At 63.9% G+C, this 23,650-nt stretch carries 11 protein-coding genes (1 of these 11 cut by a window edge); 3 read left to right on the forward strand and 8 right to left on the reverse strand.

Annotation, left to right across the window (positions count from 1 at the left end; genetic code table 11):
- From BMZ10_RS07120 to BMZ10_RS07145, 6 genes are all read right to left on the reverse strand, one after another.
- On the reverse strand, positions 1-1,686 hold the 5' portion of the coding sequence (locus BMZ10_RS07120; RefSeq protein ID WP_093459284.1) for a condensation domain-containing protein. It extends 444 nt beyond the left edge of the window; 1,686 of the gene's 2,130 nt are visible here — the first part of the coding sequence; its start codon is at positions 1,684-1,686; its stop codon lies off the left edge, out of view.
- Positions 1,686-11,426 carry a non-ribosomal peptide synthetase gene (locus BMZ10_RS07125; RefSeq protein WP_256214393.1) on the reverse strand — a complete coding sequence of 3,247 codons (9,741 nt, stop codon included), beginning with the start codon at positions 11,424-11,426 and terminating at the stop codon, positions 1,686-1,688. The genes BMZ10_RS07120 and BMZ10_RS07125 overlap by 1 nt, the downstream gene beginning before the upstream one ends.
- A 129-nt stretch (positions 11,427-11,555) precedes the next feature.
- On the reverse strand, positions 11,556-12,881 hold the full coding sequence (locus BMZ10_RS07130) for a lysine N(6)-hydroxylase/L-ornithine N(5)-oxygenase family protein (protein WP_093459285.1): 1,326 nt from the start codon (positions 12,879-12,881) through the stop codon (positions 11,556-11,558).
- 162 nt (positions 12,882-13,043) lie between these two features.
- Positions 13,044-14,738: a multidrug ABC transporter permease/ATP-binding protein gene (locus BMZ10_RS07135; RefSeq protein ID WP_093459286.1), complete on the reverse strand. Its 1,695-nt coding sequence runs from the start codon at positions 14,736-14,738 to the stop codon at positions 13,044-13,046.
- Positions 14,739-14,790: 52 nt separating this feature from the next.
- A complete protein-coding gene (locus BMZ10_RS07140) occupies positions 14,791-15,360 on the reverse strand; it encodes a sigma-70 family RNA polymerase sigma factor (RefSeq protein WP_177182058.1) in 570 nt (189 codons plus the stop codon).
- Positions 15,361-15,717: 357 nt separating this feature from the next.
- Positions 15,718-16,296 (reverse strand): NUDIX hydrolase, encoded by a 579-nt coding sequence (locus tag BMZ10_RS07145; RefSeq protein ID WP_093460126.1) that lies wholly within the window; start codon positions 16,294-16,296, stop codon positions 15,718-15,720.
- A gap of 164 nt (positions 16,297-16,460) precedes the next feature.
- On the opposite strand from BMZ10_RS07145, the gene BMZ10_RS07150 reads away from it, so the two are divergent.
- Complete coding sequence (locus BMZ10_RS07150; protein WP_093459288.1) at positions 16,461-18,242, forward strand: OPT family oligopeptide transporter; 1,782 nt, start codon at positions 16,461-16,463, stop codon at positions 18,240-18,242.
- A gap of 280 nt (positions 18,243-18,522) precedes the next feature.
- On the opposite strand, the gene BMZ10_RS07155 is transcribed toward BMZ10_RS07150, so the two are convergent.
- Positions 18,523-19,449, reverse strand: a complete 927-nt coding sequence (locus tag BMZ10_RS07155) for a Gfo/Idh/MocA family protein (protein WP_093459289.1) — start codon at positions 19,447-19,449, stop codon at positions 18,523-18,525.
- An 86-nt stretch (positions 19,450-19,535) separates the two neighbouring features.
- A complete protein-coding gene (locus tag BMZ10_RS07160) occupies positions 19,536-20,723 on the reverse strand; it encodes a XylR family transcriptional regulator (RefSeq protein WP_093459290.1) in 1,188 nt (395 codons plus the stop codon).
- Between the two features lie 173 nt (positions 20,724-20,896).
- Between BMZ10_RS07160 and xylA the strand changes: the two genes are divergently transcribed.
- Both xylA and xylF read left to right on the forward strand, forming a co-directional pair.
- Positions 20,897-22,213: a xylose isomerase gene (gene xylA, locus BMZ10_RS07165; RefSeq protein WP_093459291.1), complete on the forward strand. Its 1,317-nt coding sequence runs from the start codon at positions 20,897-20,899 to the stop codon at positions 22,211-22,213.
- Positions 22,214-22,553: 340 nt separating this feature from the next.
- Positions 22,554-23,555: a D-xylose ABC transporter substrate-binding protein gene (xylF, locus tag BMZ10_RS07170; protein WP_093459292.1), complete on the forward strand. Its 1,002-nt coding sequence runs from the start codon at positions 22,554-22,556 to the stop codon at positions 23,553-23,555.
- Positions 23,556-23,650: the final 95 nt, after the last annotated feature.

Consider the following 23,650-nt stretch of genomic DNA (forward strand, 5'->3'; position numbering starts at 1 on the left):
CAGCGATTCCCGGCCCACGCCCTGCCCGCGCAGGTAATGCGCCAGCTGATTCGCACGCTGATCCAGCTGCCGATAGGTCAGCACCTGATCGCCACAGCGCAGGGCTTCGCGGTCCGGGTGCTGCTGCGCGAGGCGTTCGAACACCCGATGCACAACGCAATCATCCGTCGGCCAATCCCGCGCCGTGTCGTTGGCCTGCGCCAGTTGCGTGCGGTCCTGCGCATCAAGCAGTTCGAAGTCACCGATCGCCGCGTCGGGCTGCTCGAGCAGTTGCGCAAACAGCTGCACGAAACGCTGATGCAGGCGCTTGATGCTGGCGTGCTCGAACAGGTCGGTGGCGTAATTCCAGTTACCCGCCAGTTCACCCGCGGCGTTTTCCCACGTGTGCAAAGCCAGATCGAACTGCGCGCTGCCGCTGTCCAGCGGCATCAGGGTCGCCTTCAGGCCGGGCATCAATTGCAGGGCTTCGTCCTGACGTTGCTGATGGTTGTACAGCACCTGGAACAGCGGGTTGTGGCTCAGGCTGCGCTCAGGCGCCAGGGCATCGACCAACTGCTCGAAAGGCAGGTCCTGATTGGCCTGCGCGCCTTGGGATGTGACGCGCACGGTGTCGATGATCTGATTGAATGTGGCGTCGGCGATGACCTCGCCGCGCAGGATCTGGGTGTTGACGAAGAAGCCGATCAAACCTTCGGTTTCGGCGCGCTGCCGGCCGGCAATCGGTACGCCGATGCGCAGATCGGTCTGCCCGCTCAGGCGCTGCAGCAGCACCTGATAAGCCGCCAGCATCACCGTGAACACGGTCACGCCACGCTGTTTCGCCAGCTCACGCAGGCGGCCGGACAACGCTGCTTCGAAGCTGAACGGCAGGCGCGCGCCGCGAAAACTCTGACGGGCGGGGCGCGGCCGGTCGGCGGGCAGCTCCAGGACGGGAGGCTCATCGCCGAGCTGCTGCTTCCAGTATTCCAGCTGGCGATCACCCTCACCTGCGTCCAGGCATGCCCGCTGCCACAGGGCAACGTCGGCGTAGTTCAGGGCCAGCGCGGGCAGCGCTTCATCGTCACCCTGAAGTGAGGCGCGATAGGCCTGAACGAAGTCGAGCAACAGCACCTGAATCGACCAGCCATCAGCGATGATGTGATGCAGACAGACCAGCAAGACATGCTCATCGACAGCGCGCCTGACCAGTGCCACGCGCCAGAGCGGCCCTTGCGCCAGATCGAACGGGCGACGGGCGAAGGCCTCCGCCAGTCCCTGCAACGCCTCTTCGTCAGCGGCGTCGAGCTGCTCGAAGGGCAACGCCTGGCGCGGCTGAATCACTTGCTCCGGCGTGCCATCTTCGGCCGTGGCAAATACCGTGCGCAGGCTGGCGTGCCGCTCAGCCACGCGCTCGAACGCTGACTGCACGGCCGCGATGTCCAGCATGCCTTCGAGCCGCAGCGCACCCGGCAGGTGATAAGTGCTGTTACCCGGTTCCAGCTGTTCGAGGAACCACAGGCGTTGCTGGGAAAACGACGTCGGGCTGCGCTCGCCGGCCTCGCCTGAAGGAATCGGCAAGGCCGACGCATCCAGCCCCTGTTCGCGCAGCTTGCCCAGAAACACCCGGCGCTGGGCCGCGCCCAGGCTGAGGAAGCGGGTGGCCAGTGCCTGCAGCTTGCTTTGCGAAGTCATGCTCGGTTGCGACATCAGTTGCTTTCCTCCAGCTCATTCATTAACTCGTCCAGGGCATCGAGCCGGTCGAGTGTCAGGGTCTGCCCCTGCAAGGTGTCGATCAGGGCGGCCTGCGCGGCGATGGTGGTGGCCTCGAAGGCCTGGGCCAGTGGAATGCTCACGCCCAGGCTCTCGCGAATGCGCGACAACAGCCGTGTTGCCAGCAGCGAATGCCCGCCCAGTTCAAAGAAGTTGTCGTCGCGACCGACCTGCTCGACTTTCAGCAGGCTTTGCCACAGCTCGGCGAGAATCTCTTCGCGCTCACCGCGAGGCGCCTCGAAACGGCGGCCTTGCCAGTCAGGCGCCGGCAGCGCCTTGCGGTCGAGCTTGCCGTTGGCGTTGCGCGGCAGGCGTTCGAGCAGCATCAGTTGGGCCGGGACCATGAACGCTGGCAGCTCCAGTGCCAGCGCGGTCTTCAGCACGTCGGCCGACAGGCGCTGCTGCGGCTCGCCGACCACATACGCCACCAGTTGCGGACCGTGGGGAGTCGGCTGCGCGCTGACCACCGCGTCGCGCACGGCCGGTTGCGCCAGCAGCACGCTTTCGATCTCGCCCAGCTCGATACGCTGACCGCGGATCTTCACCTGGAAGTCGGCACGGCCGACGTACTCCAGCACACCGTCGGCATTCCAGCGGGCCAGATCGCCACTGCGATACAAGCGTGTGCCCGGCTCGCCGAAAGGATCGGGCAGGAAACGCTCGGCGGTCAGCCCGGGACGAGCGGCATAACCGCGACCCACACCGATGCCGCCGATGTACAACTCACCCACCACACCCGGCGCCGCCAGTTGCAGGCTGGAATCCAGTACATACAAACGGTTGTTATCGGTCGCACGCCCGATCGGCATGTTCGCCTTGGCCGCAGGTACGGCGGTCAGCGTATGCAAGGCGACGTCGTCGGCGCATTCGGCCGGGCCGTAGGCGTTCACCAGCGGCACGTTCGGGTAGCGGGCAAACCAGCGCGTGGCCAGATCCACGGTCAGTGCTTCACCGGTCGGCAGCAACCAGCGCAGCGCATCAAGCTTGTGCGGCGCCACGGCGAGCATGCCGTCGATCACCGCGGGCACGCATTCGAGCACCGTGATCTGGTTGACAACCACCTCGTCCAGCAGGCGCTGCGGGTCGTGCACCACGGCGTCCGGAAGGATCTCCACGCGCCCGCCGAACAGCGGTGCGGTGAGGAACTGCCAGACGGAAATATCGAAACCGGTGGCGGCGGTCTGGGCAATCACGTCGCCCTCGCCCAGGCGCAAATACGGCAGCTTGGACATCTGGTTGTTGAGCATGCCGCGCTGGTTGACCATCACCCCTTTCGGCTCGCCCGTGGAGCCGGAGGTGTAGATCACATAGGCCAGTTGCTCGGCACTGGCGTAGCGGCCCGGATTGCTGTCAGCGCTGCTGTCGGCGGTGCTGGCGAGCAGGTCTTCGAGAATCAGCACGCGCGGCCTGGCCTGTGCCAGCGCCAGAATCGCCTCGACCTGAGCCAGGCAGTCACGGGGCGTCAGCAACACCGGCGCGGCACTGCTGCCCAGCATGCGCGCGCTGCGGCCGGCCGGGTGACGATCGTCCAGTGCCAGATAGGCACCGCCGGCCTTGAACGCGCCGATGATCATGCTCAGCAGCGGCAAACCGCGCGGGGCGAACAGCGCCACCACGTCATCGCCCTGCACACCGGCGGCGATCAGGCCGTGACCGATGCGGTTGGCATCGCGGTTGAGTTCATCGTAGGTCAGGCTCTGGCCCAGACAGCGCGCCACTTCCCGCGCCGGGTGGGCGAGCACGCGCGCCTCGAAACGCTCCAGATAACTGATGCCGTACCAATGCGTCTCAAGCGGTCCGCGCCCCTGCTCCAGCAACTGCTCGCGCTCGGCCTGTTCCAGCACCTGCAACTGATCGAGGGTCTGCTGCGGATCGTCGATCAGCTGCGTGAGCAGGCGTCGGAAATGCCCGACCAGCGAGGTCATGTCGGCGTCGTTGAAGTGTCGGCTGTCGTAGGTGAGCTGCAATTGCAGCGACTCGCCGGGCAGCAGCACCACCGTCAACGGGTAGTTGGTGTGAGTACGGTTTGCCAGCGGATTGATTCGGTATTCGTTCACGGCCTGCTGAACCTCGGCGCCCAACGGAACGTTTTCGAAGACGAACAGGCTGTCGAACAACGGATGCCCGCGCGGTGTGTCGGCCAGCAGCTGGATGTCTGCCAGGGACAGGTGTTCGTGCTGACGCATCTCGGCGTTCTGGCCTTGCAGTGCGTTGAGCAGTTCAAGCGCCGAAGCCCCGACGCCCGGACGCTTGATGCGCAGCGGCAAGGTATTGATGAACAGGCCCAAGGCCCCTTCGATCCCCTCAAGCTCGGTCGGACGACCGGCGACCGTGACGCCGAACAACACTTCGTCGCGGTCGGCATGGCGCATCAGCAACAGCGCCCAGGCGGCCTGCACGAAGGTGTTGGCGGTCAGACGAAACTGCCGCGCCTGCTCGGCCAGCTTCGTGGTTTGCCCGCTGCCCAGCGCCAGCGTGACGTCGCGCATCTGCGATTCGCGCTGCAGGTGACTTTGCGGGCTGTGGCGGTAGGGCAACGGTGTGACGTCGGTGAAACCGGCCAGGGCGTTGCGCCAGTAATCGCGGCTGAGCGCTTCGTCCTGCTCGGCCAGCCAGGCAAGAAAGTCACGGTACGGCCGCGCCGCCGGGAGGCTGACCTGGCGATCGTCGAGGAACGCGCGGTAATGGGCGAAGAACTCAGTGAGCATCAGGCCGCGGCACCAGGCGTCGATCAGCGCGTGGTGATGGCTTTGCACGATGCGGAAATCCGCCTCGCCGAACTTCACCAGACGCAGGCGCAGCAACGGCGCCCGGGCGAAATCGAAGCCCTGCTCACGCTCGGCGGCGAGCAATCCGTCCAGCTCCGCTTCGGCAGCCGCGCGAGGCAAATGACTGAGGTCGATCAGTTGCGCCACCGACGGCACGCGACGCATCACCACCTGACGCTGCACGCCACTTTCCAGGCCATGGAACGCCGTGCGCAGGGCCGGATGACGCTGCACCACTTGCTGCCAGGCGAACTTGAATGCATCGAAATCCACATGGCTGCCGACGGCGTACTGGTCCTGCATCAGATAGATGCCGTTGCCCTGTTCCAGCAGGCTGTGCAACAGGATCCCCTGCTGCATCGGCGCCAGCGGCAGGATGTCTTCGATGTCCCGCGCAGCAATTGCCAGCGCATCGAGCTGGCCTTGAGTGAGCCCTGCCAGCGGGAAGTCCGACGGCGTCACGCCGCCGTGGCGCTCATCGCTGCAGTGGGCGATGAGCAGCGACAATTGCTCGCGGTACAGCGCCACCAGATGCTCGATGGTGTCGCGACTGAAACGCGCATGGCTGAACGTCCAGTGAAGCTGCAACTGGCCGTCGCGGACCTGACCGTCCACCGCCAGCGCGTTGGCCAATGGCCCTTGCGGGTCGCGCAGATGGCCGGGTGTCTGCTCCGCTCGTGCAAACCGCGACCCTTCGGCGTCGTCGAAACGACCCAGATAGTTGAAGGTCACGCCCTGCCCTGTGAGTTCAGGCAAGTCGGCACCCGCCAGGTATTTGAGCACGCCATAACCCAGGCCTTTGTCGGGCACGGCACGCACGGCCTCTTTGACCGACTTGAGCGTGGCGACCACGTTATCACCGGCTTGCAACGCCACCGGATACAGGCTGGTGAACCAGCCGACACTGCGGCTCAGGTCCAGCGCGCCGCTGGCATCTTCGCGGCCATGACCTTCGAGAGTGATGAGGTGACGACGGCGACCGGTCCATTGCTGCAGCGCCTGAGACAGCGCCGCCAGCAGCAGGTCGTCGATGCGTGTGCGATACGCCGCCGGGGCTTCACTGAGCAGGCGCCGGGTGTCGTCCGCGCTCAATGTCAGGTCGACGGTCTGACCGTCGCCGACCCGGCTTTCAATCGAGGTGTCGCCTGGCAGGCAGGCTTCGGCGGCGTCCAGCGCTTGCCAGTACGGCAATTGAGCAGCCAGCTCCGGGCTGCGGGCCCATGCGTGGAGGGCGTTTGACCAGCCCTGAAAGCTTGCGGTCTTCTCCGCCAGCGCGGCGCCACGTCCGGCGGCCAGATGGCTGTAAGCGTGTTGCAGGTCTTCCAGCAGCACGCGCCACGACACGCCATCAACGGCCAGGTGATGAATCGCCAGCAGCAGACGTCCCTCGCCTGACGGCAGTCTGGCATGAATCACGCGCACCAGCGGACCGATCTTGATGTTCAGGCTGCGCTGGGCTTCGTCGCTCAGTGAGGCAAGGTCTTCTTCACGGCTCAGCTCACAGGTCCAGAGCACGCGGTCGACGGTTTCGCTGTCGCGATAGCGCTGCAGCCACTGCCCGTCGTCGCTCTGATGGAAGCTCAGGCGCAGGCTGTCGTGCTGCACCAGCAACAGCGCCAGTGCTTGCCCCAGCACCGTCACGTCCAGCGCTTGCGGCAGGTTCAGCAGCAGTGACTGGTTCCAGTGCGAGCGCTGGGCCATCGGCAGGCTGAAGAAACGTGCCTGAATCGGCGTCAGGGCGAAATCCCGAGGGGCAACCGCTGGCGCGGGTACGGCTGCGACAGGCTTGGCATCGGCCAGCACCGCCACCTGCGCCAGCTCGGCGATGGTCTGCTTTTCGAAGAGCTGTTTGGGTGTCAGGCGAATCCCCTGACGGCGAGCCCGGGCGATGATCTGCAGGCTGAGAATCGAGTCGCCGCCCAAGGTAAAGAAGTTGTCGTGACGGCCTACGGACTCGACGTTCAGGGCCTTTTCCCAGAGCGCAGCGAGGGTCGCCTCGACGCCATCGTGGGGGGCTTCGAAAGTCGGCGACGTCACGTTCGGCATCGGCAATGCGTGGTGATCGAGCTTGCCGTTGGCCGTCAGCGGGAAAGTCTCCAGCGTCAGCACATGGCTGGGCAGCATGTAATCGGGCAGGTGCTCCGCGAGGCGCGCCCGCAGGCTGTCGCCGTCGGTGTGTGCCGCCTTCTCGGTCAACGCATAGGCGATCAACTGGCCGCGATCGTCGACCCGCACGTGCGCATCACGCACGCCATCCAGCTGGCGCAGGCGCTGGGCAATTTCACCCAGTGCCACACGGTAGCCACGAACCTTGACCTGATCGTCGGCGCGACCGAGGAACTCGATCTGCCCGTCGGGCAGCAGGCGCGCGCGATCACCGCTGCGGTAGAGACGACGGCCCGAGCCACCTGGATCGGGAATGAACACCGCTGCCGTCATGCCGGGTCGGTCGTGATAGCCGCGAGCCAGACCCGGTCCGCCGATGTACAGCTCGCCGATGTCGCCCTGCACCACTGGCTCCAGCTGATCGTTGAGGATCAGCGACAGCGCATTCGGCAGCGGGCGGCCAATCGGCGCGGTTTGCGCAGCGCCACCGGCGTGCGTCAGTTCATTGCTCAGCACGCCGACCGTGGTCTCAGTCGGGCCGTAATGGTTGATCACGCGGCAGCCCGGTTTCAGGCGTTGGACCTGCGACACCAGCGCCCAGGGCAACGCATCGCCGCCGAGAATCAGAGCCTGTTCGGGCAGAACGTCGGCGGCATTCGCGGCCTGCAGCAGACCGCTCAGGTGCGTCGGCACGATCTTCAGCACGCCCACCGAGTGCTCGGCCATGTAAGCGGCGAAACGGTCGGCGTCGTTGGTGCGTTCAGGGCTGATCAGGTGCAGCGTGCGCGCCGAACACAGCGCGCCGAACAACACGGTATGGCCCAGATCGGCACCGACCGTGGAGACCATCGCCATGCTCGCCTCAGGTGACAGGTCCAGACGTTTGAGCAGGCCCTGAACGTAATCGGCCAGTGCAGCGTGGCTGATGACCACGCCTTTTGGCGTGCCACTGGTGCCGGAGGTGTAGATCAGGTACGCGGCCTGCTCGGGATGCAGACGGCCATTCAGCGCTGCAGCAGGCAGTGAACGCCATGCAGCGTGGGCGTCCATGCCGATGACTTCGCCGGTGAAACCGCCAGGCGCCGGGTCATCACTGAGCAACCCGCGCGCATCGCTGTCGGCCAGCACGAAGGCCTGACGTTCTGCCGGCCATTTCGGGTCCATCGGCACATAGGCCGCGCCAGTCTTGAGGATCGCCAGCAGACCGACGACGAACTCTATCGAGCGCTCCAGCACCACGCCGACGCGGCTTTCGGGACCGACACCGACCGAGCGCAGGTACTGAGCCAGTCGATTGGCGTCGGCCTCTACGGTCTGGAAATCCACGCTGTGTGCATCGCTGCGCAGCGCCGGATGGCCGGGCTGCGAGCGGACACTGGCGTCCCACAGCGTCAATACGTCGTTGCTGGGAAACGCCTGCGTTTCGGCCTCCAGGCGCGACGGCACGGCCGCCACCTGCAAGTCGCCCAGACGACGCTGTGGCTGAGCCACCACCTGCGCGCAGATGCGCAGCAGATCGGCGGCGAAACCTGCAATGCGAGGCTCATCGAACAGGTCGCAGGCGTACGTGAATACCGCCTGTATGCCTTCGGCGGTGTCAGTGATGTCCAGCCCCAGATCGAAGTGCGCCGAGAAGTCATCCAACTGATTGACGTCCATGCGCATGCCGGCCATTTCCAGGTTCTGCGGCAGCGGGAACTGCTGAGTGAACTTCACCTGACACAGCGGGTTGTGGCTGAGATCTCGCGTCACGCCCAAGGCTTCGACGAGTTGCTCGAACGGCAGGTCCTGATGATTCTGCGCGCCCAGCGCCGCGTCCTTGACCGCCTCGATCAGCATACTGAAGGGCTGCTGCGCAGAGACGTCCGTGCGCAGCACCAGCGTGTTGACGAACAGTCCGATCAGCCCCTCGGCCTCGGTGCAGGTGCGTCCGGCGACCGGCACACCAACGCGCAGATCGGTCTGGCTGCTGTAGCGATGCAACAGGGTCTTGTAGGCCGCGAGCATGACCATGAACAAGGTGGCGCCGTGGCTCGCCGCCAGCTCGCGCAGGCCCTGACTCAACGCAGCATCGAACGCGAGGGCGTAACGCGCGCCGCGATGGCTTTGCTGCGCCGGACGGGGACGGTCGCTCGGCAGGGTCAGCACCGGATGGGTGTCGCCCAGGCGCTCACGCCAATAGTCGAGTTGACGCTGGCCTTCGCCCCCCGCCAGGCGCTCACGTTGCCAGGCGGCAAAATCCGCGTACTGAATCGGCAGCGGCGTCAGTGCCGGAGTTCGGTCCTCGGCGTAGGCGCTGTACAGCGCGGCGAAGTCCTTGAGGAGGACCTGCACCGACCAGCCATCCGAAATGATGTGGTGCAACACCAGCACCAGTTGCTGCCGGTCCGACGCCAGACGCACGTTGATCACCCGCCACAACGGCCCGGTCTGCAGGTCCATGGGCTGCTCGACGGCGGCCCTGGCCAGTTCGCCCAAGGCTTCGAGCGGTTGCGCGTGCAGGCTCAGGTCATGGCGCTCGACGGTCACCGGCTGCGCCGCGTGAACGTGCTGCACCAGGCGCTCATCGGCATCGATGGCGAAGGTGGTGCGCAGGCTTTCATGCCGGGCGACCAGGTCGTCGAGGCTGCGCTGCAGGGCAATGTCATCGATGGCGCCGCTCAGACTCAACTGGCCACACAGGTGATAGGCGCTGCTGTCGGGTTCCAGCTGGGCAAGGAACCACAGACGCTGCTGCGCGAAGGACTGCTCCGCAGGCGTCTCACGGGAAATCCGCGCCACGGCCTGCGGGCGTTCAGGGCTGCGCGTCTGGCTGGCGACATGGGCACTGAAGGCGCCCAGCGTCGGGTGCTCGAACAGGTGAGCAGGCGCAAGTTTCAGGCCCAGTTCGGCGTTCAGGCGCGACAGCACCTGCACCACGCTCACCGAGTCACCGCCACGGGCGAAGAAATGATCGTCGGCGCCCAGGCCCTGTTTGCCGAGCACTTCGGCCCACGCCGCAACCACCTGCGGCAACAGCGGCGTCGCCTCGCCGGTGCCCTCTTCAATCGGCGCATCGAGCAGACGCCCGTCCTGCCAGATCGAGAAACTGTCGAGGCTGCCGTCCTGCCAACCGCTGCGGCAGGCGGCGCGCTGCAGCTTGCCGCTGGTGGTGCGCGGCAAGGCGCCGGGCTCCAGCAGGAGGATGACTTTCGGCGCCACCAGAAACAGCTCGGAGACCGCGTCGCATACCGTTTCGCAAATCATCTGCGGCTTCATCAGACGGCGCACGTTGCGGCTGATTTCCAGCGCCAGGCCCACCCCTTCGGCGCCCTGCCCGTCGGTCACCGGGAACGCCGCAATGCGGCCACGGCGCAGCAATTCCACGCTCCTCTCCAGCGCCTGCTCGATATCCTGCGGGTAAAGGTTCTGGCCGTTGAGAATGATCAGGTCCTTCAGGCGGCCAGTGATGAACAGCTCGCCTTCACTGGCGATCGCCAGATCGCCGCTGCGCAGCCAGCGCTTGCCGTCCGCCTGCACGAAGGTGGCGGCGGTGGCTTCGGCGTTCTGCCAGTAACCCTGAGCGACGCTGGGGCCTGCGATCCACACTTCGCCGACCTGTCCGGTGGGCAGAACCCGCTGAGTCGCGGGATCGACAATGCGCAGGTCGTGATCCGGGCGGCACCAGCCACAGCCGGGCAAGCGACTGGTGGAACGCTGCCGGGCGAACAGCGCTTCGTCAGCGTCTCCTGCCGCCAACTGGCTGCCATCGAAGTGCCTGATGCCGAACGGCACCTCACGTTCTGCGGCGCTGACATACAGCGTTGCCTCGGCCAGACCGTAGCTGGGCGTCAAGGCGCGGCGATCGAAACCGGCCGGGGCAAAGTGCTCGCTGAAGGCGTCCAGGGTCGCGATGCGGATCGGCTCGGAACCGGAAAACGCCAGGCTCCAGTCTTGCAGATCGAGATGCTTGACCGCCGCTGGCTTGATGCGCTCCACACACAGGCGGTAAGCGAAATCCGGGCCGCCGGAGAAGGTGCCGTGGTACCGGCTCATTGCTTCGAGCCAGCGCGCCGGACGGCCGAGGAAGTAGTTCGGCGACATCAGGGTCAGCGTACCGCCGTAGTACAGCGGCAAAAGAAGCCCGCACATCAGGCCCATGTCGTGATACAGCGGCAGCCAGCTGACCCAGCTTTCTGTCGAGGCGTCGGTGACGAAGTGCCGTGCCATCGCCAGTTCGTTGGCCATGAGGTTGTCGTGGGAGACCATCACGCCCTTCGGCGCACTGGTCGAACCCGAGGTGTACTGCAGGAACGCCAGCGACGACGTGTCGATCAGCGATGGCTGAAATCGGCCCTGCCAGCCGTGCACCTCTTCGATGGCGACGAATCGCCCGCTGGCCGGCATGAAGGGCTGCAGCGAGTGCTGAAATTTATCCAGATCCTCGCGACGGCCCAGCACCATGCCCGGCGCCGCGTCGTGAAGGATGCCGGTCAGGCGGTCCAGATGCGTCTGGCGGTTGTACTCCGGCGCGAATGCCGGCACCGCGATGACATTGGCATACAGGCAACCGAGAAACGCCGCTGCGTAATCCGCACCGGTCGGAAGCATGAGCACACATCGCTCGCCGCCACGGGTTCCCAGGTGGTGCTGCAACAATCCCGCAATCGAGCGCGCCTGCGTATCCAGCTGCGCGTAGCTGGTCAGCAACGGTTCCTGGTCCTCGTGGACGATGTGACGAAGGGCAATCCGGTCCGGCTGGCTCTGCGCATAAAGGCCCGCCAGTTCGGGAAAATGCGCGGCCTGATCTCGTATGGATTTCATTCTTTCACCTATTTGTTTCGGCAAGGCTCAACCCACGGACGGCCCGACGGCCTGGCCCGCAACGTTGTGAAAAGGAATTCGGTGGCCTGGACGGCCACCGTCATGACGGCTCTGACGTGGCGCGCCGACTCAGCGCGCCAGCTTCAGCGCCACCCGCTCGGTCTGCGCCGGTCGGCTCGAACAGGGCTGCTCGCAATCGGCGAAGATCGACTCGACCACTTCCTGAGAGCGCACCGCCAGTACCGACAGCAGCGTGTCGCTCAGGCCGTGACTTTCCTCGCAGCAACCCTGCAGGAAGATCCCCGCCTCGCTGCCCGGACGCAGTGGCAGGCGGTAGTGACGGTCGACGCTGGCGCCTTGCACGTAATCCTGCAGACCGGCCAGCAGCTCCAGGTGATAGTCGCGTCGGTACCCGGTGGCCAGCACCACGACGTCGAACGACTCGCTGTGCGTCTGGTCATGGGGCGCGTCGCGCAGGAACAACTCGATGCCGCCGGCGCCCACTTCGGCGTGCGCCACTTCGCGATTGGTCAGCAACCGGTGACGCTGCTCACCACGCACTTTCTGCTGATACATGCGCTGGAAAATGGTCTCGATCAGGTCGGTGTCGACCACCGAATAGTTGGTGTTGCGGAACTCGTTGAACAACGCACCGCGACGCTCTTCGCTGTGGTTGAAAATGGTGTCGGTGAACGACGGATTGAAGATCTGGTTGACGAACGGGCTGTCATCCGAGGGCTTCAACGCGCTGCCGCGGATGATCAGCGAGGCCTCGACGTTATCGAAGCGGGTGGCCAGGTCCTCGAAGATTTCCGCGGCGCTCTGACCGCCGCCGACCACCGCCACGCGCACCGGACCGGGGCGATTGGTCAACAGTTTCTCGATACCGCCGCGATACCCGGCCGAGTGCAGGACACGCGGATCATCCAGGCCATCGAACGCTGCCGGCGCCTGCGGAACGCCGCCGATACCGAACACCAGATTGCGCGCGCGGCGGCGCGAGACATTGCCGCTCGGGCCCCGCGACAGCACGTCCACGGCCACGAAACGGCCGTCGTGAAAGTGCGGTTCGACCGACATCACTTCCTCACCGTAATGGGCCTGTTCGCCGAAATGCGACGCCGCCCAGCCGAGGTAATCGGTGTACTCCTCACGCGTGGGGAAGAAGGTCTTGAGATTGATGAAATCCTGCAGACGGCCGCGCTCCTTGAGGTAATTGACGAAGGTAAAGCGGCTCGCCGGATTGCGTAAGGTGACCAGGTCCTTGAGGAAGGAAATCTGCATGGTGGAGCCGTCGATGAGCATGCCTTCGTGCCAGTTGAACGCTGGCTTTTTTTCGAGGAAACACACCTGGGGCGCCAGACCGTTGCGCAGTGCATGCTCCTGGGTGGCGATAGCCAGCGCCAGGTTCGACGGGCCGAAACCGATGCCGATGTAGTCGTAGACGAGTTCCATGCTTCCCTCTCGTAAGGAGCGATGCGCGATCGGTTCCGGCAAGGCAGCCACGACAATTGCCGGCGCCAGTAGCGGCTCACACGCATCGAGAATGAGTAAGACTGATTATCATTACAAAGACGCCTGAGCCTTCCGGCTGTTTAGTCTCTGCGGATGAAAAATTTACAAAGTGCTTACATTTTCCAGGCGATAGGCGCCGCCGATTTCTTCCACCGCATCGCGGCTGGCGTTGTCGCGGCGATCGCCCTGCAATTCGCTGAGCTGGCCGGACTCCATCTTCACCAGACGGTCCGCCAGGTCGAAGTACTGATCGTCGTGGCTGATGGCGAATACGGTGACACCCGCCTGCTTGAAAATCGGCAGAAGCTCGCGATAGAAGAAGCGGCGAAACAACGGATCCTGATCTGCGGCCCATTCGTCGAGCAGCAGAATGTCGCGTTTTTCCAGCAGCGCCAGCAGCAGCGCGAGACGCTTGCGCTGCCCTTGCGAGAAGCGCGTGTCGAGCAGATGACCGGCGCCGATCTGCACCTTGTGCTTCATGTGCAGCTGGTCCAGCCAGTGCTCGACCTGCACCGCGTCGGCATCCTGGCCGTCGGCGCCCAGCAGCTGGGAAAACAGATGGAAGTCAGTGAAGACGCTGGCGAACAAATGCCGGTACGCGAGCCAGTCGCCTGAGGCAATCACCTTCCCGTCGATCAGAATCGAACCCGCCGACGGTCGATACAACCCACTGAGCAGACGCGCCAGACTGGATTTTCCGCTGCCGTTGCCGCCCATCAGGAAAACGGTTTCGCCACGGTGCAGGGTCAGACTGACCGGGCCGACATCGAACCCCGGCTCATCGCCCTGCGCCGGGTAGTGGTACTCGACGTCGCGCAGCTCCAGCGTCTGCCAGTTGCCGACGATGTGACTGGGCGCGACTTCAAAACTGTCGTGATGCTCGGCGAGCGCCAGCGATTCGACCTTGTCCAGCGCCACGCGGCCGGAGATCTGCGCGGGAATCGCTGCCACCGCCAGCACCAGCGGCGTGCGCATGAACAGCACGGTCAACGCATACGTCGCCGCCACCTCGGTGGGCGCCCAGCCCAGGCCGTTGGCCAGGTAGAACGCCAGACCGATCGTGCCCAGCACCATGATGTTCGCCCAGTTGCTGGCAAGCCCGTGATAACGGTCGGCCAGGGTGAAATGCTCGCGATAACGCAGGGCCGCGGTGTCGAAGGTTTCTTCGTACAGACGCCGGGCGCGGTCGCGATTGAGGGTCAGTTCCTTGCGGCCATCGATCACCGCCTGATAGCTCTGATAGAGCTTGTCCTCCGATTCGCGCAGGGCGCGGATGTGCGCGTTGAGCTTGCCGACCAGCAGCCAGCCGACGCCCAGCGTGAAAGCCATCCAGCACAACGTGGTGATGAACAGCGAAGGCGACAGCCAGGCCAGGTAGCTGAACGCGGCCACGCTCAGGACGGTGCCGTAGATGAGGTCCGGCAGCTGCACGAACGCCATGGTCACGGCGCGGATGTCGCTGGACAGGCTGGCGAAAATCTTCGCGCCACCGATGGATTCGATGCGCTCGATGTTAGTGTCCAGCAGACGTTTGACCATCACCCGGCGCAGCCCGTAAACGAAGCGATGGCCCAGCGCGGTCAGCGACAGCGAAGCGCCCGAGGCCAGCGCCAGGAGCAACACGAGCATCAGGCCGAACTGCCACAACGCGGTGCCCAGACCGTCATGGGTGCTGATCATGCGTTGATTGACGAAGGCAATGACGCCTACGCTCAACAGGCCGCTGCTGATGCTCAGCAGCAGCACCATCGCGAGCGGCCAGCGGTATTGCTGGAAGACCAGACGAATTAATTTCATGGATGACTCCGGGCAATTAAGGCAGAAACAAGTGCAGTCGATTCAACGAGACCTAGATCTCGCCCACGCGCGCTCGGCAGTGGGACAGGGTGTCGCGCAGGAGGAAATTGACCATCGTGGGCGAAGTGCCGATGACCTTGGCGACGTCACGCTGGGTGTAGCCCTGAATCTGGCTGAGGTTGAAGACAATGCGCATACGCTTGGGCAGCTCGTTGAGCGCACCGACCAGCTGGGTGAGCGATTCGCGTCCGGCCAGCACGCGCTCGGGGGAGACCTCGAAGCGCGGCTGCTCTTCCAGCTCGCTTTCGCTTCCGTGGTAACGCTCCAGGCGCTGGCGACGCAGGCGGTCGATCGCCAGGTTGCGCACCACCCGGTACATGTACCGCGAAGGCTCGGTGGAGGCCAGGTCGCTTTCGAGCATCTTCACGAAGGCGTCCTGAACCACGTCTTCCGCGCGGGCGCGACAGCCGAGGAATTTCGCAGCCAGCCGCATCAGCCCTTCGCGATGGGTGTGATAGGTCCCCATCAACGCATCCAGACGAGGATCGACCGATGCGCAGGCCTCTGCGGCACAGGCACCTCGCAGCTTGGCAGGCCGGCTCATTGCAGGACGAAAATCCATCTTGTTCGACATCCCTGGTTACAAAGGAACGCGAAGAATAACGCAAACGATTCTCATTGCAATGTAAGAAATTTTACCGATTAGTGAAACTTTGGATATATGGGAATTGTCGCGGAGAGGCGGCCAAGATGGCGGCGAAACAGTGGCAGAACGGCCGGAACGCCCGGAATTAGAAGCTCGCGCGGGGATGGCCATTGCCGCCACGATGCGGCCCACTCAGCGGACGGCGGGATTTTTTGCGGTCAAAAAAATGTGTCGATGTCGATACAGTCGTCTCAGCGCGGGGGGACGCGAGCGCTGCTGAGCGTAGGACTCTGCTCCTGCAGGCCCTCAGTCAGCGCTCGCTACGACCGGCATTCAGCGCATCAATCGCAGCTCCAGGTACTGCAGGAGCATGATGGTCTTGCCGTCGGCAATTTCGCCGCTGTCGACCATCGCGATGGCCTGGTCGAAGCCCAGCTCGAGCACCTCGATGTCCTCGCCCTCTTCCTGAAGACCGCCGCCGTCACTGACCCGGTCGTGGGGCTGGTATTCGCCGATGAAGAAGTGAATCCGCTCTGTGACCGATCCGGGGCTCATGAACGCGTCGAAGATTTTCTTGACGGAACGGACCGCGTAACCGGTTTCCTCTTCTGCTTCCAGACGGATCCGCTCCTCGGGACTGGCGTTGTCCAGCAGGCCGGCCGCCGCCTCGATCAGGTAGCCCTCGTGTTCGTTGACGTACGCCGGCAGGCGGAACTGCCGCGTCAGGACCACCGTGCGCCGGGCCAGGTTGTACAGCAGGATGGTCGCGCCATTGCCGCGGTCGTAGACCTCACGTGTCTGCGGCTGCCAGCTGCCGTCCCGGCGTTTGAGGTCGAAGCTGTACTTTTTCAGCACGGCCCAGTTGTCAGAGAGGGTCTGTTCGGCGGTGATGCGGATCGGTGCGGAGGGCATGAAGGTCCTTGAAAGCAGGTCGTCGAAAACGCCCATACCGTAGCAGCACCGGCCAGCTGGAGCGAGCCTTCGGGCGCGACCCGGTCATCGGCTGGCTGAACCTTCCGCCGCAACGGGGCTCCCTAGTTCAAGACCCGCTCCCGACCTCCCGCACAGGATTTGACATGGGCCTTTACCCCGCCGCAACCGCTTCGACGTCCGGCTCGACCCGCGCGCTGCCCCTGCGCGTCGAGCGTGAACTGAGCCCTCGCGCCGTGTTGACCGGTGCCGTGTTAGGCATCCTGCTGACGCCTTCGAACGTTTACGCGGGGCTGAAAATCGGCTGGTCCTTCAACATGTCGATCATCGCCCTGCTGGTGGGTTTCGGCATCTGGCAGAGTCTGGGACGCAACCGCAATATGGCGCCCTGGACACTTCACGAGAGCAACATCAACCAGACGGTGGCGTCGGCGGCGGCATCGATCATCTCCGGCGGGCTGGTCGCGCCGATTCCTGCATACACGCTGCTGACCGGTCAGCAACTGGACCCGTTGGCGATGATGGCGTGGGTGTTTTCCGTCAGTTTTCTCGGCATCTGGATCGCCTGGTACCTGCGTCCCACGCTGCTCAATGACCATGGCCTGAAGTTTCCCGAGGGCATGGCGACGCTGGAGACCCTCCAGCACATCTACCATCACGGCCGCGAAGCCGTGTCCCGGATCAAGGTGCTGTTCGGTGCTGCGCTGTTGTCGGGCTTGCTCAAATGGGTCGATGACTTTGTGTGGGCGATACCGCGCTGGGCGCCGACGGCACATCTGGAGCGGCTGACCTTCACCCTGGATCCGTCGCTGCTATTGATCGGTTTTGGCGGCATCATCGGCATTCGTGTCGGGCTGACTTTGCTGCTGGGGGCATTGCTGGCGTGGGCGGGTCTCGGACCGTGGTTGATCGACAGCGGTCTGGTCACCCTCGCCCCGGATGCCAGCGGGCCGCAATTCGCCCGGCTGGTGGAATGGCTGCTGTGGCCAGGCGTGAGCCTGATGGTTTGCGCAACCCTCACATCCCTGGGCGTGCGGCTGTTCCACAGCCCGCCGGCACGCTCGACCGAACCTGGCGCCGACGCAACGATGCCGCAGGCCCGGGCGCCCTTCGCCTGGCCGCCGGCGCTGGGGCTCGTCCTGTCGATTGCGTTGGTCGTGACGCTGCAGGCGATGCTGTTCGGCATCGACGTGTGGATGGCGCTGTTGAGCATCCCGCTGGCGATCTGTCTGGCCGTGGTGGCGGCGCGGGTGGTCGGGGCCACGGGCATCGCTCCCATAGGCGCGATCGGCAAGTTGTCGCAACTGACCTTCGGCCTCGTCGCGCCGGGCCAGGTGGGCATCAACTTGATGAGCGCCAATACCGCAGGCGGCGCGGCCGGACAGTCCACAGACCTGATGAACGATTTCAAGGTGGGCCTGGCGATTGGCGCGACACCGAAGAAGCAGGTCATCGCTCAATGCATCGGCATCGCCATCGGCAGCGTGGTCGGCGTGCTGGTCTACATCACGCTCATTCCCGATCCTCAGCACATGTTGCTGACCGAGCAATGGCCGGCGCCCGCCGTCGCGACCTGGAAGGCCGTCGCGCAGACGCTCACCCACGGTTTGCAGTCGCTGCCGCCGGATGTTCGCTGGGCCATTTTTGTCGGCGGATTCGTCGGCGTGCTGTTGGGTGCGCTGGACAGCCTGCTGCCTCAGCGCCTGGCCCGCTGGCTGCCCAGTACGGCAGCGCTGGGGCTGGCATTCGTGCTGCCTGCGTCGACATCGCTGATGATGGGCCTTGGCGCGGTGCTGACCTGGGCGATCAGCCGCCGGTGGCCAAGCGTGACCGAGCGTTTCGCGATCACCGCTGCCGCAGGATTGATCGCCGGCGAGAGCATTACCGGCGTCGGCGCGTCGTTCTGGGAGATGCTGAAAAATCTCTAGCGGCGTTCGCGGGCCCCTCAAGCACAGGCGCTGCGACGCGCTCAAGTCCTGAACTATCGATTGTGTCGATAGCCATCATCCGCGCGGGCGCCGTTCAATTCAGGGCGGCAAACCGGGATCATGGCGCCATTGAATCGAAACCGGACAAGGATTTTCACCCATGACAGTCAACATGACCCTTCTGCTGATGCTGATCGTATCGTTTTCCATTGCACTGGCAGGCGTCGCCCAGTTCTGAAGCCCGGCAGGTCACCTCACGGGGCCTGCCGGCGCTGACCCGTTACTCGTGAAACTCAGCCACCGTCTGTTTGCTGCCGACGAAAAAACTGTCGGCGACGATGCGCAGCGGCTGCAGGTCCAGATCACTCTTCCGATCGGCGATCAGCTGCGCGAAGTGCCGGTACATCGCCGGATACTCGCCCTCCTCGGCCACCGGCTGGCTGACTCCGTCGATAGCCACCTGCGCGCCACCGGCGTCCAGGCGCATCACACCCTCCTCGCAGTGCAGCTCGATGCTCCATTGCTCATTCACGCTGTGATCGAAATCCAGCTCGGCCACCACGTGCACCGCTGGGCCTGAACGCATCTGCAACGAGGCGGCAATCGGCGACTGACAATTGCTCGGCACGCTCAGCGCAGCAGCTTCGACGAACAGCGCCTCAGGCAGCAGATCCGTGACGATGGACAGCGCATTGATTCCCGGATCAAACACGCCAAGGCCGCCCGCCTGCCAGATCCACGCCTGACCGGGGTGCCACTTGCGCACCTGTTCTTTCCAGTCCACGCGCACCTGCTTCAGGGTCTTGCCGTGCAGCCAGTCTCTGGCATTCGACACGCCCGGGGCGAACCGCGAATGCCAGGCGAACAGGCCGCTGACCCCCGCCGCGTTGACCTCATCGATCAGCGCCAAGGCCTCGCCTAGGGTCGAGCACGGCGGCTTTTCCACCAACACATGCTTGCCTGCTTTGAGCGCTTGTTGCACCAGCGCGAAGCGACCTTGAGGGGGCGTGCAGAACGCGATGGCATCCACCGGCGGGCCGTTTTCCAAGAGGTCGGCCAAGGAGCTGAAATTATCGACGCCGGGGCACGGCGCGCCCAGCGTGGCGACGGACACCAGCGTGAACTGCTCACTGGCGTTGATCGCCGGCACATGCTGGTCCTGCGCGATCTTGCCGTACCCCACCAGCCCTAAACGAATCGGATGCATCGATGACTCCTGTGATGTTGTCTTTATTTGCAGTCGTATGTTGTCGTCCGACGCCGCGCTCGCGGGGCGTCGTTTAATCAATCTGATCAGTGAATCGCTACTCCGCCGCCTTGCTGATACTCGCGCGGCGTGCAGCCAAACTCGCGACGGAACACGGTGTGCAGGTACTGCGCCGACTTGAAACCGCAATGCTGGGCAATGTCCGCGATGGCAGCGTCTGTCTTTTCCAGCCGTGTCGCAGCGGCGGCCAGTTTGAAGCGCAGGATTTCATCATGCACGCTGCAGCCTCGTTCCTTGCGGAAATGCGCCTCGAGCGAAGATCGTGAGACACCGACGTAGCCCGCCACCTGAGCGGTCTTGATGCCTTGGCAAGCGTACTGGCGGATGAAATGCAGCGCCTGCATGACGTAGGGATTGCCCAATGGCTGATGCAGACTCGAAGCCTGCACATTGATCGCCTCCGGCGGCACCAGAATCTGACTGCCCGTCGAGGGCATGCCGTGCAGCATCTGGTGCAGCAGACGCGCCGCCGTGCGGCCCATGCTCTGAGTACCTTGAATCACCGAACTGAGCGGCACGCGGGTGAGCGTGCGGGTCAGCGGATCGTTGTCGATGCCGATCAGCGCGACCTGCTCCGGCACCGCGATGCCGGCGGTCAGGCAGGCCTGCAACAGCTGACGCGCACGGGCGTCGCTGACGGCGATGATGCCGATCGGCTTGGGCAGGCTCTGCAGCCAGGCGATCTGCTGTTCAACGGCGCTGTCCCACAACGGCGCGCTGGTGCTCAGGCCTCGATACACCTCGCCAGTCAACCCATCGCGCTTGAGCAATCGGCGAAACGCCTTCTCGCGTTCCTGTGCCCAGCGATTGCTTTGCGCCTCGGGCAGGCTGAAACAGGCGAAGCGGGTCAGTCCGGCCTCGATCAAATGCTCGTACGCCAGTTTGATCAGCGCGAAATTGTCGGTGGCCACGTAGGGGATGTGGCTGGGATAGGCCCGCTCGTCCTCGTAGGAGCCACCCACCGCGACCACCGGCAAGCGGCTGCCGGCCAGGGCCTCGCCGATCAGCGGGTCGTCGAAGTCGGCAATGATGCCGTCGCCCTGCCAGCGCTCGATGCCCTTGAGACGGCAGAGGAAATCTTCTTCCAGAAACAGATCCCACGATGCGCGGGTGCTGCTCAGGTAGTTGCCGATACCTGTGATGATGCCGCGATCGTAGATTTTGCCGCCGTTGAACAACAGGGCAATACGGTGAACGGGCGGGACGGTTTTCATTGTTGTTTCCCCGAGCCTGTGAAACAGGTCGGCACAGACTAGGCCTGCGCCGAGGGAATCTCAATACTCAAAATCGAACACCGAGTTGGTGATTTTCGTAATCGGCGGGCATCGGGCCGTTGCTAGTATCCAGGCAGCCTCAGATCAAAAACAGAACAACAAGGAAACGTCCGATGCCCTGCTTTCCCGATATCGACAGAATTCGCTACGAAGGCCCTGCCAGCCAGTCGCCCCTGGCCTTCCGTTACTACGACGCCGACAAGGTCATCCTTGGCAAGCCCATGCGCGAACACCTGCGCATGGCCGCGTGTTACTGGCACACCTTCGTCTGGCCGGGCGCGGACATGTTCGGCGTCGGCACCTTCAAACGGCCCTGGGTCAAACCCGGCGATGCGATGGAGCTCGCGCGCCTGAAGGCTGAGGCCGCGTTCGAGTTTTTCTCCAAACTCGGCATCGACTATTACAGCTTCCATGACACCGACGTAGCCCCGGAAGGCGCGTCGCTCAAGGAGTACAGCGATAACTTCGCGCAGATGGTGGACGTGCTCGAGGGGCACCAGGAGCAGACCGGCATCCAGCTGTTGTGGGGCACCGCCAACTGTTTCAGCAACCCGCGTTTTGCCGCTGGCGCGGCCAGCAATCCGGACCCGCAGGTCTTCGCTTACGCAGCCGCTCAGGTGTTCAATGCGATGAACGCCACGCTGCGTCTCAAAGGCTCCAATTACGTGCTGTGGGGTGGCCGCGAGGGCTACGAGACGCTGCTCAACACCGACCTCAAACGCGAGCGCGAGCAGCTGGGGCGCTTCATGCGCATGGTGGTCGAACACAAATACAAAATCGGCTTCAAGGGCGATCTGCTGATCGAGCCCAAGCCGCAGGAGCCGACCAAGCATCAGTACGATTACGACAGCGCGACAGTGTTCGGCTTCCTCCACCAGTTCGGGCTCGAGAACGAGATCAAGGTCAACATCGAAGCCAACCATGCCACCCTCGCCGGTCACAGTTTCCATCACGAAATCGCCACGGCCGCCTCGTTGGGCATCTTCGGCAGCATCGACGCCAACCGCGGCGATCCGCAGAACGGCTGGGACACCGACCAGTTCCCCAACAGCGTCGAAGAGCTGACCCTGGCGACCTACGAGATTCTCAAGGCCGGGGGATTCCGTAACGGCGGCTATAACTTCGACTCCAAAGTCCGCCGCCAGAGCCTGGACGAGATCGATCTGTTCTACGGCCACGTTGCCGCCATGGACGTCCTCGCCCTGTCCCTGGAGCGCGCCGCCGCCATGATCGAAAACGATGTCCTGCAACAGTTCAAGACCCAGCGCTACGCCGGCTGGGACACGCCGTTCGGCCAAGGAGTGCTCTCCGGCGACTTCAGCCTCGAATCACTCGCGCAACATGCATTGGCAAACGCGTTCGACCCCAAAGCGGTGAGCGGACGGCAAGAAATGCTCGAGGGCGTAGTGAACCGGTTTATTTATCCCTGACCGGTGGTGGACCGAAAAGCTTCCCGGCTGAAGCCGGTCCTGCAGGCGAACGCCAGACGGATGGATTGACGCGGTGCTTTTCGTAGGACCGGCTTTAGCCGGGAAAAGGCCGGTGCATGCGGCATAAGCCTCGTGGTTGATGCCAAGAGCTTTACGGCTGAAGACGATCCTGCAGGTCAATGCGAGTCTTAAGGCCAACGCCGGTCTCTGCACGTGAAGAGGCCGGTTACATTCTCGCGACAATTCCCTGCTCGCGGCGCGCGGCAGCTATCTACAGTTCTATCGGCAACACGTACACGCTCATGAAGTGCCCCAAACAAAAATAAAAGGACGCACCACAATGAAAAACCTGAAAGTCACCCTGCTCGCCAGCGCTCTGGCCCTGCTCAGCCTTCCGGTCATGGCCGACTCGGCCCATCCGAAAATCGGTTTCTCCATCGACGATCTGCGCCTGGAACGCTGGTCGCGAGACCGCGATTACTTTGTGGCCGCCGCAGAGAAAATGGACGCCAAAGTCTTCGTCCAGTCTGCCGATGCGAACGAACAGAAGCAGATATCGCAGATCGAAAACCTGATTTCCCGGGGCGTGGACGTCATCGTTATCGTGCCTTTCAACGCCACCGTGCTGACTAACGCCGTCGCCGAAGCGAAGAAGGCCGGCATCAAAGTCGTGTCTTACGACCGGTTGATTCTAAACGCCGACATCGACGCCTACATCTCTTTCGATAACGAGAAAGTCGGCGAGATGCAGGCCTCGGGCGTCCTCAAGGCGGCGCCCAAGGGCAATTACTTCCTCTTGGGCGGCGCGCCGACCGACAACAACGCCAAAGTGCTGCGCGAAGGCCAGATGAAAGTCTTGCAGCCGGCCATCGACAAGGGCGACATCAAGATTGTCGGTCAGCAGTGGGTCAAGGAATGGAACCCGACCGAGGCGCTGAGCATCGTCGAAAACGCCCTGACCAAAAACAGCAACAAGATCGACGGTATCGTCGCATCCAACGACGCCACGGCCGGTGGCGCGATCCAGGCGCTGGCCGCACAGAAACTCGCCGGCAAAGTGCCGATTTCCGGGCAGGATGCCGACCTGGCAGCCGTCAAGCGGGTCATCGACGGCACTCAGACCATGACCGTCTACAAGCCGCTGAAACTGATCGCCTCGGAAGCCGCCAAGCTTTCGGTGCAGCTGGCGCGAAACGAGAAACCGGCGTTCAGCTCGCAGTACGACAACGGCACCAAAAAGGTCGACACCATCCTCCTGACTCCGACGCCGTTGACCAAGGACAACATCGACCTGCTGGAGAAAGACGGGTTCTACACCAAGGATCAGATCGCCGGCAAGTGATCACCGTCTGCTGGCTGCCATAGCTGCAGCGTGAGCCCTGCACCGACACCTGCAGGAGCGTGGCTTGTCCCGCGATCGGCGGGGACCCCGTCGTA

The sequence above is a fragment of the Pseudomonas sp. NFR16 genome (genome assembly GCF_900108875.1).
Taxonomy (GTDB): domain Bacteria; phylum Pseudomonadota; class Gammaproteobacteria; order Pseudomonadales; family Pseudomonadaceae; genus Aquipseudomonas.